The organism is Paenibacillus sp. B01, from assembly GCF_009649995.1.
Lineage (GTDB): Bacteria > Bacillota > Bacilli > Paenibacillales > Paenibacillaceae > Paenibacillus_O > Paenibacillus_O pasadenensis.
In genome coordinates this window covers 4,894,554-4,906,489 of the sequence record NZ_CP045802.1, presented here as the reverse complement: position 1 = coordinate 4,906,489, position 11,936 = coordinate 4,894,554, and the positions used below count along the sequence as shown (strand labels likewise).

Annotated in this window: 12 protein-coding genes and 1 pseudogene; 10 read left to right on the top strand and 3 right to left on the bottom strand. The window is 64.8% G+C overall.

Going from position 1 to position 11,936, the window contains the following annotated elements; genetic code table 11:
* Positions 1–241: 241 nt before the first annotated feature.
* The 3 genes from GE073_RS21090 to GE073_RS21080 all read right to left on the bottom strand — a co-directional run bounded on the left by GE073_RS21090 (position 242) and on the right by GE073_RS21080 (position 2,768).
* On the bottom strand, positions 242–1,120 hold the full coding sequence (locus tag GE073_RS21090; protein WP_028598758.1) for a radical SAM/SPASM domain-containing protein: 879 nt from the start codon (positions 1,118–1,120) through the stop codon (positions 242–244).
* Between the two features lie 180 nt (positions 1,121–1,300).
* Positions 1,301–2,122 carry a methyltransferase domain-containing protein gene (locus GE073_RS21085; protein ID WP_153784257.1) on the bottom strand — a complete coding sequence of 274 codons (822 nt, stop codon included), beginning with the start codon at positions 2,120–2,122 and terminating at the stop codon, positions 1,301–1,303.
* A gap of 205 nt (positions 2,123–2,327) precedes the next feature.
* Positions 2,328–2,768, bottom strand: a complete 441-nt coding sequence (locus GE073_RS21080; RefSeq protein ID WP_153784256.1) for a DUF1284 domain-containing protein — start codon at positions 2,766–2,768, stop codon at positions 2,328–2,330.
* 154 nt (positions 2,769–2,922) lie between these two features.
* Here GE073_RS21080 and GE073_RS21075 point away from each other — a divergent pair, with 154 nt between their 5' ends.
* The 10 genes and pseudogenes from GE073_RS21075 to GE073_RS21030 all read left to right on the top strand — a co-directional run bounded on the left by GE073_RS21075 (position 2,923) and on the right by GE073_RS21030 (position 11,908).
* A complete protein-coding gene (locus GE073_RS21075) occupies positions 2,923–3,168 on the top strand; it encodes a type II toxin-antitoxin system Phd/YefM family antitoxin (RefSeq protein WP_153784255.1) in 246 nt (81 codons plus the stop codon).
* A gap of 2 nt (positions 3,169–3,170) precedes the next feature.
* Positions 3,171–3,542 carry a type II toxin-antitoxin system RelE/ParE family toxin gene (locus GE073_RS21070; protein ID WP_228551692.1) on the top strand — a complete coding sequence of 124 codons (372 nt, stop codon included), beginning with the start codon at positions 3,171–3,173 and terminating at the stop codon, positions 3,540–3,542.
* 258 nt (positions 3,543–3,800) lie between these two features.
* Positions 3,801–4,454: a MarR family winged helix-turn-helix transcriptional regulator gene (locus GE073_RS21065; protein ID WP_153784253.1), complete on the top strand. Its 654-nt coding sequence runs from the start codon at positions 3,801–3,803 to the stop codon at positions 4,452–4,454.
* Positions 4,455–4,497: 43 nt separating this feature from the next.
* Positions 4,498–5,958, top strand: a complete 1,461-nt coding sequence (locus GE073_RS21060; protein ID WP_153784252.1) for an aryl-sulfate sulfotransferase — start codon at positions 4,498–4,500, stop codon at positions 5,956–5,958.
* The gene (locus tag GE073_RS21055; RefSeq protein ID WP_194843433.1) at positions 5,955–6,965 is read left to right on the top strand and encodes an ABC transporter substrate-binding protein; all 1,011 of its coding nucleotides are present in this window, start codon (positions 5,955–5,957) and stop codon (positions 6,963–6,965) included. The genes GE073_RS21060 and GE073_RS21055 overlap by 4 nt, the downstream gene beginning before the upstream one ends.
* Before the next feature lie 94 nt (positions 6,966–7,059).
* Positions 7,060–7,878, top strand: a complete 819-nt coding sequence (locus GE073_RS21050; RefSeq protein ID WP_153784792.1) for an ABC transporter ATP-binding protein — start codon at positions 7,060–7,062, stop codon at positions 7,876–7,878.
* Positions 7,879–7,890: 12 nt separating this feature from the next.
* The gene (locus tag GE073_RS21045) at positions 7,891–8,673 is read left to right on the top strand and encodes an ABC transporter permease (protein ID WP_153784250.1); all 783 of its coding nucleotides are present in this window, start codon (positions 7,891–7,893) and stop codon (positions 8,671–8,673) included.
* 165 nt (positions 8,674–8,838) lie between these two features.
* Positions 8,839–9,936 (top strand): annotated as a pseudogene (locus GE073_RS21040) (RtcB family protein); the annotation flags it as partial.
* 81 nt (positions 9,937–10,017) lie between these two features.
* On the top strand, positions 10,018–10,671 hold the full coding sequence (locus GE073_RS21035; protein ID WP_153784248.1) for a hypothetical protein: 654 nt from the start codon (positions 10,018–10,020) through the stop codon (positions 10,669–10,671).
* Positions 10,672–10,957: 286 nt separating this feature from the next.
* Complete coding sequence (locus GE073_RS21030; protein WP_153784247.1) at positions 10,958–11,908, top strand: metallophosphoesterase family protein; 951 nt, start codon at positions 10,958–10,960, stop codon at positions 11,906–11,908.
* The last annotated feature ends 28 nt before the right edge of the window (positions 11,909–11,936 follow it).

Here is an 11,936-nt window from a genome sequence, read left to right as displayed (position 1 = left end):
GCCGTCCTGCCGGGACGGCGGCGAGTCCCTGATCGGGCTGGACAGGGCGCAAGCCCAAAAAAGCATGGTTCCCTTTCAAGGGAGCCATGCTTTTTTGCTGTCTGCTCGCCGCGCCTCGGAGCATCCTCCAGACCAAGTCCGCCCGCCGATCCGCCGGCGGCCAAGCGGGACGGCCAAGCGGGACGGCCAAGCGGGACGGCCAAGCGGGAGCGGGCGCGCCTCGCTGAAGCGGCAGCCCGGCCTACGTGCCGAAGCGCTTGCGGTAGCCGCATTTGCGGCACAGCTCCTCGACCGCTTCGCGGCGGGAGAAGCCGTCATACAGCTTTTGCGCGCGATCGCCCTGGATGATGTCGGAGAAGCTCGCCTGATTGATGTTGCCAAGGTTGATGATGCCTTCGCCGTCGAGGCAGCAGGGCACGACGGTGCCGTTCGCCAGGATGGCGGCCTGGTTGCGCAGGCCGTGGCAGAAGCCTTTGCCGTCATCCTCCTCGGCGTTCAGGTCGGGCCACTCGAACTCGTGGTCCTGGTTCAGGTAGAAGCGGTCGGCCAGCTTGAGCCCCGAGCCGCGCTTGAACTGCTCCTCGATCGGCTCCGTCAGGCCGAGCTCGCGCTCGATGATCGCCAGCACCTCGCGGTTGCGCTTCAGCTCCAGATTGGTCGCATTGTCCTTGCGCAGGTTCCAGAGGCGGAGCGAGAACAGGACGTCCGTCGACGCCAGCGCTTCCTGGATGAACGTCAGGATCGTCGTGACGTACGCTTCCTTGTCGGTGGAGCCGGCATGGCCGTCGAAGCTGTGCAGCGAGAAGTTCATCTGCCGCAGCGCCGGCTTGCCGAGCAGCTTGGCCTTGTTTTTTTCGATCAGCGTGCCGTTCGTCGTGATGTTCACCTTGAAGCCTTTGTCGTGGCTGATGTCGAGCAACTGGTCGAGCTTCGGATGCAGCAGCGGCTCGCCTTTTACATGAAGGTAGACGGAGTCCGTATAAGGCTTGATCTCGTCCAGCCGCTTGGCGAAGTCCTCGGGCTTCAGGAAGCTTTTTTCCCGCAGCGTCGGCGGACAGAAGTGGCAGGCCAAGTTGCAGACGCTCGTGATTTCGATATAGAATTTCTGGAATTTCTTCATCGGTGCGGGCCTCGATTCGGTGATGCGGGATGATGGCGGCGGCGTCTGCGAATGGATGAAAGGATGCAGAGCCCTCGAATATCATACCATTTCGGGACCGATTCGGCACCGGAAATCGGCCGCCGGCGGACTGTTCGAGAGAGTCGGATGCGTCCGGCGGTCAAACGGCTGGAGCCGCTTTTACGGCCGCCGGGCGATCAGCGTGCTCATCGCATGCCGATGCGGGATGCCGGAGGAATCGCAGTCGAAGACGATTTCCGAGCTGTCCTCGACGAGCCAGTCGTGATAATGCGCCAGCAGCTCGCCCGAGCGCCATGGGTAGGCGTACGGCTCCGGTTCCGGCGGCGGAGCGATGAACGGCTTTTCCACGAATACGTTCAGGACATGCAGCCCGCCGGGAGCGGTGCGGCTCTTGATGCGGGAGAACAGCTCCTGCCGGACGTCCGGCTTGATGTAGTGCAGGACGCCGCTGGAGAAGTAGATATCGTAGTCCGCCTCCGGCCGGAAGTCGTTCACGTCGGCCTTGAAGGCATCCACCCGCACGCCGGTCCGCTCGGCCAGTCGTCTCGTCTTCTCCACGCCGGCGTCTGTGACGTCGAAGGCGGACGTCTCATAGCCGTTGCGGGCGAAAAACACCGCGTCCTTGCCTTCTCCGCAGCCGATGTCCAGCAGCTTCAGCCGGCGGGCAGGAGGAGCGAGACGCAGCACCTTGAAGCAGGCTTCGTTCGGCTCCGTGCCCCAATAGTAGTCCTCGCTGGCGCGGTACGCTTCCTCATAAAGGGTGACGTTCCGATCCCCCGCACCATAGCCGAGCAGCCGGTCGACGCTGACCTCGAGCAGCCGGGCCAGCTCGGGGAGGAGGGCGAGATCGGGCAGCGAATGCGCCGTCTCCCATTTCGACACGGCTTGATACGAGACGCCGAGCCGCTGGGCGAGCCCGTCCTGAGTCAGTCCTTTTTCCTTGCGGTACGATTGGATGTTGCGGGCGACTTGCTCTTTCATGCGTTCACGCTCCTTCTGGCTCCGATTGTAGGGGAAGGCCGCTCCGTGCCGCAATAACGCCGTCGTCGAGCCGGAAGGGCGGTTCTACCGCCGGTTGAGCGCGGAAGGGCAGCGGAGCGGAGGCAGGTCAGCCGAGCAAACGAGGGGAGGCGGTGCGGCTAAGCGGACAAGGGAAGAAGTTCCCTTGCTGCGGCGCGGAGGCAGGTCAGCCTTGCGGCTTGGGCAGCTCCCGCAGCCGCCGATCCGGATCGGCGTGGATATGCGCGACGCCTTCGCGGCACAGGCCGTACGGCTCCCAGCGGCAGTCGCGGCAGATCGTCGCGATGTCGTCCGGCCGCACGCGCGCGGCGACGGCCTCGCAAATCGCGCTCCAGCTCCGGACGTCGCCGGGCTGCATGACGACCAGCCCGGCGATCTCGGCGTCCTTGCGGTAGACGCTGGCATTTTCGCAATGCGAGGGCTGGTCCGCGGGAAACGCCGCGCAGACGGCATCTGGGCCGACGGTCAGCCGGATTGTCGTCTCCGGGTCCCGGCGCAGCCGTTCGTAGATGCCGGTCATGTTGGCGCAGAAGCCGTCGGAATAGCCTTTGCCGCGATAGCCGAGCAGGCAGAGCAGATGATGGCCTCGGAGCTCGATGGGGGTCATGGGCAGTCCGCCTTTCCTGGAATAGTCAACTAAAACTATATCACAAGAGGTTGACTGTGTGGGCAGATGAAAGAAGGAAGCTCGATGGAGAAATAGGGCTCGGTCGGACAACATGTCTATGCTACAATTAAGTCCATGGAAGGAGAGATGGATGATGCCTATAATCAAGCCCATTTCCGATCTAAGCAATTACAAGGAGCTGCTTCGCGACCTTGCTGAGGATGAGCCTGTCTTTTTAACAAAGGACGGACATGGCCGGTATGTGCTACTGGATATAAAGGAGTACGAGAAGCTAAAGGCTTCTCTCCAGCTCATGACAGAGCTCGCCGAGGGAGAGAGATCCGGCAAAACGGATGGATGGATGAGTCTCCAGGACGTAGAACGGGAATTTGGACTTTAGGGATGATGGAGCTTCGGATTTCACCTGCTGCTCTGGAGGATATGAAGGACATCAGGCGCTATATAGAGGACGACTTGTCCAATGCGGATGCGGCATCCCGCCTCATGAGAGCCATCGTCGCAAAAATGCGTTCAATCGCCGATTACCCGCAGGCTGGCAGCCAAATTTCCCGCTTTGCGAACATTCCATCAGACATACGTTTCATGCCGGTCCAGAATTATTTCATCTTCTATCGGACTGAACAAGAGGCTGCGTACATTCTCCGGGTAATCTACGGCAGGAGGGACTACATTCGGATATTATTCGCAAGTGTCGATGAAGACCGGACGAAAGCCGATGACAGCCAAGATAAAAGCCTCCTGCCTGAGCCTTGAAGGCCGCTGGGAGGCTTTTTGCTTGTCGTTTTTAAAAACCAAGTTGACAACTTGGTTAACTTGTTTTATTCTTGCTTCAGGCTTCATTCAACCGTCGTTCATTCAATGAACGATCGTTCAACGAGCATTCATTATCTTATGGCCAAACTAATTTCGGCTGCCGACTGGACCGCCAGAGGCTCCAGCTCCTTCACCCGACCTCGGGGAAGGCGCGGGAGCCTTTTTGCATCCATCCGTAGGTCCGAGGAAAGGAGCGGCATGAGCGACTCTAATGACAATCGCCAAGTTCCATCGCCAGCACCCGACCGCGAGGAGCTCAAGCTCGAAGCCGACTGGCTGTTCCGCAAGCTCGTCCGACGCTTCGTCAAGGAGCGCGACAAGATCGCGCTGGAGGGCGTCTCGCTGCCGGGGCTGCTCGTGCTCGGCACGATTTTGCAGGAGGGCGAGCAGCGGCTCGGCGAGCTGGCGGAGCGGCTGGACTTCACCTCCGGCGCGGTGACCGCCCTCTGCGACAAGCTGGAGAGCGCCGGCTACGCCGAGCGCAGGCGCAGCGCCTCCGACCGCCGCTCGATCGCGCTCGCGATCACGCCGGCCGGCCGCAAGCTGCTGGAGCGCACCCGCGAGGCGGGCGCCCATACGGTGGAGCTGCTGTTCGGCGGCCTCGGGCCAGCCGAGCTGGAGCTGCGCATCGAGCTGTTCCGCGAGCTGCTGCAGCGGCTGGACGGCTTCGCCGAGCGGGTGACGGAGCGGCACGAGCAGGCCTCCGCACGGGCTGCCGCGCCGTCCACTGCACCGGATGCCGCACCGTCCACGGCACCGTCCGCAGCGCCGGCTTCATCGCCGTCCGCCTTGGCGGAGCCGCCGGCCAAGCCGGCAGCGCCGCAGCGCCGCAGTCCTTTCATCGGCTACTGATCGCCTGCACCGCCACCATCCCCACACGACAAGGAGAATGAACATGGGACATCCGACGATCTATCCGACCGGCACGACGGTCTATCTGCCCGAGAAGGCCTGGAGCGGCTACACGATCTTCCAGGCGGCCGACACCGGCGCGCTGCTGATCGACATGAACGGCCGCGAGGTGCGGCTGTGGAAAGGGCTGCGGGGATTCCCGAACAAGCTGTTCCCCGGCGGCTATGTGCTCGGCAGCACGGCCGAGCGCGATCCGCGCTACGGCTTTCAGGACGAGAAGAATCTCGTGCAGGTCGACTGGGACGGCAACGTCGTCTGGAAATTCGACCGCTACGAGTATATCGAGGATCCGGAGAACGCGCCGCAGTGGATGGCCCGCCAGCACCACGACTACCAGCGCGAGGGCAATCCGGTCGGCTACTACGCGCCGGGGCTGGAGCCGAAGACCGACTCCGGCCATACGATCATCCTGGCGCATAAAAACGTGACCAAGCCGGAAATTTCCGACAAGGAGCTGCTCGACGACACGATCATCGAGGTCGACTGGGAAGGCAACGTCGTCTGGGAATGGGCGGTCAGCGACCATTTCGAGGAGCTCGGCTTCGACGAGGCGGCGCGCGAAGCGCTGCGCCGGGACCCGAACACCCGCGGCTTCGGCACGTTCGCCGGCGACTGGATGCACATCAACTCGGCGTCGGTCCTCGGCCCGAACAAGCACTATGACGCGGGCGACGAGCGGTTCCATCCGGACAACATCATCTGGGACGCGCGGGAGACGAACATCACGGCCATTATCGACAAGAAGACCGGCGGCATCGTCTGGAAGCTCGGCCCGGACTACTCCGGCGAGCTGGCGCATATCGGCTGGATCATCGGCCAGCATCACGCCCATCTCATCCCGCAGGGGCTGCCGGGCGAAGGCAACATCCTTATCTTCGACAACGGCGGCTGGGGCGGCTACGGCGCGCCGAACGCCGAGGCGCCGGACGGCGTGAAGGTCGCCCGCCGCGACCACTCGCGCATCCTGGAGATCAACCCGGTCACGCTGCAGATCGAGTGGCAGTACACGCCGACCGAGGCCGGCTTCCAGGCTCCGCTCGACTCGTACCGGTTCTACAGCCCGTACATCAGCAGCGCGCAGCGGCTGCCGAACGGCAACACGCTCATCACCGAGGGCGCGGACGGCCGCATCTTCGAGGTGACGCGCGAGCATGAGCTCGTCTGGGAGTACATCTCCCCTTATAAAAACAAGCGCAACTCCAACATGGTGTACCGCGCCTACCGCGCGCCGTACGAGTGGGCGCCGCAGGCGGAGCGTCCGGTCGAGACGGCGATCGAGCCGCTCGACGTCGCGGACTTCCGGCTGCCGGGGGCGGCGGGACGCGGACCGGCGGCCGTCGTCGAGGTCGAGGGCACGGCCGAGTACGGCGAAGGCGCGCTATGCGTCGCCCGCATCGACGAGACGATCGCCAAGGAAGAGGCAAAGGAGCAGGATCCGACATGAGAATCCGACTGAACCGGCTGGCGGGGACGCTCGCCGCAGCCGCGCTCTTCGTGCTGCTGCTGTCCGGCTGCGGCAGCGAGGCCGAGGGCAGCGGCGTCGACAAGGTGAAGCTGAAGATCGCCGACATCTCCACGAACATCACGTTCCGCGTCGCGCTGGAGAAGGGCTTTTTCGAGAAGCATGGCGTGGACGCCGAGCTCGTGACGTTCGCGACGCCGGCCGAGGGCGTGAACTCGCTGTTCATCAAGCAGGTCGACGTCGCCTTCGGCGCGGACTTCCCGCTGCTGAACGCGGTGAGCAAGGGCGATTATGCGATCTTCGCCTCCTCCGGCACGGCGACGGATCTGAGCGCGAGCGACTGGAAGCTGTTCGTGCGGCCGGACGTGAAGAGCGGCGCCGATCTGAAGGGCCGGAGCTTGAGCTTCCTGCGGGGCACGTTCCTGCCTTACCTGTGGGACGTCTATCTGGGGGAGCAGGGGCTGAAGCTGGATGACGTCAAGCTGATCGGCCAGGGCGGTCTCGACGAGGCGTACGTGGCGCTGCGCAAGGGCGAGATCGACGCGGTCTGGGTATTCGGCGCGATCAACCACGAGAAATTCTCCGCGATCGAAGGCGTCCATGAGCTGAGCGACATGTCCAAGACGCCGGTCCGGCTCGGCACCGGCCTGATCGCTACGAACGAGCTGCTGCAAAAGGAGCCCGAGGCGGTGACCGGATTCCTGAAAGCTCTCGACGAAGCGTCGTCCTACGCCCAGGCGAATCCGGACGAGACGGCGGACATCCTTTACAAGACGGTCAAGCAGCCGCGGGAAGCGACGCTCAAGGACTTGCCGAAAAACCCGTGGAGCATCGGCTTCACCGACAAAGCCTACGAAGGGCTGAAAAGCCAGAAGAAGTACATGGTCGACAATGGCATCATCCAGCAGGACTTCGACCTGGACAGCAAGCTGAAGCTGGATCTCGTGCGGGCGGCATTCCCGGACCGCGTGATCGAATTGAAGGAATAGAGGAGGCGATGGGCGGATGGGTACGGCGATGAGGAAGGCGCAGGGGCAGGCAGCGGAGGAAGCGGCCGAGAGAAGGGCGGCGAAGGCGGCAGCGATGAGGACGGCGCGCACGTCGGGGCCGGCAGCGGCGCAGCAGCGGCAAGCGGCGGAGGCGGGCCATGAGATCGACATCCATCAGCTGAGCAAGAGCTACCCGCATGCGGGGGGAGGCGAGCCGCAGCACATCCTCCGCGAGGTCGATCTGACGGTGCGGAGCGGGGAGTTCTTCATCCTGCTCGGCCCGAGCGGCTGCGGCAAGTCGACGCTGCTCGGCCTCATCGCCGGCTTCGTCGCCAAGACGAGCGGCCGGCTGCGCGTCGGCGAGCGCGAGGTGGAGCGGCCGGGGCCGGACCGGGCGGTCGTGTTCCAGCAGGCGGATTCGTCGCTGTTTCCGTGGCTGACGGTGCGCGAGAACGTCGAGTTCGGGCTGCGCATGAAAAAGACGAAGGCGCCGGAGCGCCGCGCCATCTCGGACCGGTACATCGGGCTCGTCGGCCTGACGGGCCACGAGGACAAGTTTCCGCGCGAGCTGTCCGGCGGCATGAAGCAGCGCGTGCAGCTGGCGCGCGTGCTGGCCAACGATCCGGCGATCCTGCTCATGGACGAGCCTTTCGGAGCGCTCGACGCGATGACGCGCCGCACGATGCAGCGGGAGCTCGTGCGCATCTGGCGCGATACGGGCAAGACGGTCATCTTCGTCACCCATGACATCCAGGAGGCGCTGCTGCTCGGCGGGCGCATCGGCATCATGTCGCCCGGCCCGTCCTCGCGCATCAGCGACATCTACGACGTGGCGCTGCCCTATCCGCGCGACATCGCGGACCCGGCGTTCCATGAGCTGCATGCGCGCATCCAGGGGCATTTCGACGAATAGGGGGAGACGGCCATGACCATCACGGACAAGACGAAACGGGTCCTGCTGCAGCTCGCCTTCTGGGCGGGGCTGCTGGCGCTGTGGCAGGGACTCGCCTCGGCCTACGGGCCGGAAGTCCTGCCGGGGCCGGCGCAGACGGCGCGCGGCGGCTGGGAGCTGCTGGCGGACGGCACGCTGCCGTCGTACATCGGCATCAGCTTCACCCGGGTGCTGCTCGGCTGGAGCCTCGGCAGCCTGATCGCGATTCCGCTCGGCCTGCTCATCGGGCGGGTCGGAGCGATCCGCGCCTTCGCCGAGCCGTTCCTGAACTTCATCCGCTTCATCCCGCCGATCGCGTTCATCACGCTGTTCCTGATCTGGTTCGGCATCGGCGAGACGTCCAAGGTGATGCTCATCCTGTACGCGACGCTGTTCATCGTGCTGCTCAATACGCTTACCGGCGTGCTGTCCGTGGAGGAGGACCGGATCCGCTCCGCGCGCAGCATGGGCGCATCCGACTGGCAGATCGTGCGTCATGTCGTCGTTCCGGCGACGGTGCCGTACATGTTCACCGGCATCCGGCTGGCGATGGGCACGTCGTTCATGGCGATCATCGGCGCGGAGATGATCGCCTCCAACGAAGGCGTCGGCTATCTCATCTGGAACTCGCGGCTGTTCTTCCGCACGGATTGGATCTTCGTCGGCCTCATCAGCCTCGGGCTGATGGGCTTCGTCACCGACCGCGCGGTGGCGCTGCTCGGACGCAAGCTGCTCGGCCGGTACGGCGTCGTGAGCACGGGCAGCCTGCGGCGGTAAAGGGGATGGAGCGGGCTTGCAGCAAAAAGCGCATGGAGTTTCCATGCGCTTTTTTGGCTTTCCTCTATTTTCGTTGCGGCAAAATCAAGTCGAGGTCAAGGGGGAGAGGCTCTTGCGGCGCATTAGGAATATAGAATCAACCTATTTGTATGATTAATCGCACCAGGCTACAGCCAGCCGATCGGCGGCGTCGTCGCGTACGACGGACAGATCTCGCCGTCGGGCGTCGGCTACGACATCGCCTGCGGCAACAAGGCCGTGCGCACGACGCTGCTCGCGAGCGACATCAAGCCGCGCCTCGGGCGCATCATGGACGGCATCGCGGCGAACGTCTCGTTCGGCGTGGGCCGAGTGAACGGCGAGCGCGTCGACCACGAGCTGTTCGACGATCCCGACTGGGACGTCTACCGGACCGTCGGCAAGCAGGAGCATGACAAGCTGAAGGCGCTGGCGCGGGATCAGCTCGGCACGGTCGGCAGCGGCAACCATTTTGTCGACTTGTTCGAGGAGGAAGGAACGGGCCGGCTGTGGGTCGCCAACCACTTCGGCAGCCGAGGCTTCGGCCATCGGACGGCGAGCGGGTTCCTGAACCTTGCGGCGGGACGCCGGTTCATGGATCGGGCGCCGGGCGAGAGCATGGACCAGCCGCCCGTGCTGCTGGAGCTGGCGGACGAGCTCGGCGACATGTACGAGCGGGCGATGCGGCTCGCCGGCCGCTACGCGTACGCGGGACGCGACTACGTGATGGACAAGGTGCTCGGCCTGCTCGGCGCGGAGGCGGACTTCGCCGTGCACAACCACCATAACTTCGCTTGGCGCGAGATGCATGAGGGTCGGGAGACCGTCGTGGTCCGCAAAGGCGCGACGCCGTCGGCGCCGGGCCAGCTCGGCTTCATCGGGGGCAGCATGGGCGACATCTCCGTCATCGTGCGCGGACGGGATACGGACGAGAACCGCGACGCCTGCTGGAGCACGGTGCACGGCGCGGGCCGCGTCATGAGCCGCACGCAGGCGGCGGGCAAGATGAACTGGAAGACTCGCCGGCGCCTGGGCGGCGAAATCAGCGAGGAGCGGATGCGCGAGGCGGTGCGGGCTTATGGCGTCGAGCTGCGCGGCGCGGGCACGGACGAGAGTCCGTTCGTCTACCGGCAGCTGCAGCAGGTGCTCGATGCCCATGCCGGCACGATCGAGGTGCTGCACCGGCTGCGGCCGATCGGCGTCTGCATGGCCGGCGCGGATGAGCATGATCCGTACAAAGATTGAATTTTCCTCCAGATCTGCCGATAGATAGAAGGGCGCTTCGCAAGAAGCGGAATCTATCACCAGCCTGGAGGGTCTACGGAAATGAAACGAATGATCGGAGCCGCGGCAGCGGCTGCGCTGCTGACGATGGCGGCGGCATGCGGCGGCGGGAATTCCGAAAATGGCGGGAACGAAGGCGCGGCATCGAGTCCGGCGCCGAGCTCGGCGGCATCCGCGGCGCCGGCCGCATCCCCGGCCAAAGGCGTCGAAGTCGACAAAGGGCTGCTGAACCACGAGATCACGCTGCCGGCTTCTTTTTTTGAAGGCCAGGAGCTGGACGCGGCCATCGAGGCCGCCAAGAAAAACGGCGTGACGGACGTGAAGCGCAACGAGGACGGCTCCGTCACCTACAAGATGCCGCGCAGCGTGCACGGCAAGATGATGGACGAGATGAAAGCCAGCCTGCTGACGTCGATCGACGAGCTGAAGGCCGGAGAGACGTTCCAGTCGGTCAAGGACATCGAATACAGCAAGGACTTCTCGGAGTTCACGCTGATCGTCGACCAGGCGAAGTTCGAGGGCTCGTTCGACGCGTTCGCGGCGATAGGCGTGGCGCTTCCGGCGATGTACTACCGGCTGTTCGACGGCGTGCCGCAGGACGAGAACAAGGTGACCGTCAAGATGCAGGATCAGGCGTCGGGCGAAGTGTTCCAGACGGTCGTCTATCCGGACGCGATGGAAGCGATGGGCCAATAGCGCGACAGCTCAATAGGAACCGCATCGGAGCGCAAGCGCGTTTCGGGGACGGATAGGACGGATAGCAAAGCCGGGGCTTGGCAGACAAGCCCCGGCTTTTTGCCGTCTCCAGATCGGCCGCTCGGCCGCGCCGGCCGGATCGTCCGGAGCAGGCGGTCATGAGCCCGCGAGTGCCGCTTGCGGGCGTGCGGCGGGTTTGTCCTGACAGCGGCGCCGCGAACGGATACAATGATCCCAGGGCATCCAAACTTTTCCTCGGACGAGGAAGCCGGGAGGCGGAGCGGTCATGGAGAACAGGGAGAAGCAGCGGCTGGCGTTCCGGGAGGACGGCACGTTCACGATCGTGCAGTTCACCGACTTGCATTGGCAGAACGGAGAAGAGCGGGACCTGCGGACGAGGGCGCTCATGGAAAAGGTGCTGGAGGCGGAAAAGCCGGATCTGATCGTCTTCACCGGCGATCTCATCTACAGCGAGTCCTGCGCGGAGCCGCTCGAATCGGCCCGCCAGGCGACGGCTGCCGCTGGCGCGAGCGGCAGCCCTTGGGCAGCCGTGCTCGGCAACCACGATGCCGAGGCGGGCTCGGGCGTCACGCGCGAAGAGCTGCATCGGACGCTCATGGGACTGCCGGGCAGCCTGACCGGCGATACGCCGGGGGTGACCGGCTGCGGCAATTATGCGCTGGAGATCGACGGCCCGGGAGGAGGCGCGACGCTCTATTTCCTCGACAGCGGCGACTATTCCCGGCTGCCGGGCGTGCCCGGGTACAGCTGGCTCGCGCGCGACCAGGCGGAATGGTACGCCTCGCGCTCGCGCGAGCGAGCGAGGCAGGCAGGGGGCGCGGCGCCTCCGGCGCTGATGTTCTTCCACATTCCGCTGCCGGAGCATGCCGAGGCGTGGGAGGCGGAGGGCTGCCGCGGAGAGCGCCATGAGGCGGTCTGCTGCGCCGGCGTGAACGGCGGCATGTTCGCCGCGCTGCTCGAGGGCGGCGACGTGTCCGGCGTATTCGTCGGGCATGACCATATCAACGACTACGTCGGCGAGCTGCACGGCATCTCGCTCGGCTACGGCCGGGCGACCGGGTATGCGACCTACGGCAAGGAAGGCTTTCCGCGCGGCGCGCGCGTCATCCGGCTGACCGAAGGGCGGCGGGACTTCGACAGCTGGCTGCGCCTCGAGGGCGGCGAGAAGGTTTGGCAGACGCCGGCGAAGCGGCCGGCGGCCGGCGAAAAGGCCTAAGACGCCGAAAATACGAACCGAATGGGGC

What these genes read in the sequence shown, in the direction of transcription:
- GE073_RS21090 (WP_028598758.1), bottom strand. Translation starts at nt 1,120, where the DNA reads ATGAAGAAATTCCAGAAATTCTATATCGAAATCACGAGCGTCTGCAAC.
- GE073_RS21085 (WP_153784257.1), bottom strand. Translation starts at nt 2,122, where the DNA reads ATGAAAGAGCAAGTCGCCCGCAACATCCAATCGTACCGCAAGGAAAAA.
- GE073_RS21080 (WP_153784256.1), bottom strand. Translation starts at nt 2,768, where the DNA reads ATGACCCCCATCGAGCTCCGAGGCCATCATCTGCTCTGCCTGCTCGGC.
- GE073_RS21075 (WP_153784255.1), top strand. Translation starts at nt 2,923, where the DNA reads ATGCCTATAATCAAGCCCATTTCCGATCTAAGCAATTACAAGGAGCTG.
- GE073_RS21070 (WP_228551692.1), top strand. Translation starts at nt 3,171, where the DNA reads ATGATGGAGCTTCGGATTTCACCTGCTGCTCTGGAGGATATGAAGGAC.
- GE073_RS21065 (WP_153784253.1), top strand. Translation starts at nt 3,801, where the DNA reads ATGAGCGACTCTAATGACAATCGCCAAGTTCCATCGCCAGCACCCGAC.
- GE073_RS21060 (WP_153784252.1), top strand. Translation starts at nt 4,498, where the DNA reads ATGGGACATCCGACGATCTATCCGACCGGCACGACGGTCTATCTGCCC.
- GE073_RS21055 (WP_194843433.1), top strand. Translation starts at nt 5,955, where the DNA reads ATGAGAATCCGACTGAACCGGCTGGCGGGGACGCTCGCCGCAGCCGCG.
- GE073_RS21050 (WP_153784792.1), top strand. Translation starts at nt 7,060, where the DNA reads ATGAGGACGGCGCGCACGTCGGGGCCGGCAGCGGCGCAGCAGCGGCAA.
- GE073_RS21045 (WP_153784250.1), top strand. Translation starts at nt 7,891, where the DNA reads ATGACCATCACGGACAAGACGAAACGGGTCCTGCTGCAGCTCGCCTTC.
- GE073_RS21035 (WP_153784248.1), top strand. Translation starts at nt 10,018, where the DNA reads ATGAAACGAATGATCGGAGCCGCGGCAGCGGCTGCGCTGCTGACGATG.
- GE073_RS21030 (WP_153784247.1), top strand. Translation starts at nt 10,958, where the DNA reads ATGGAGAACAGGGAGAAGCAGCGGCTGGCGTTCCGGGAGGACGGCACG.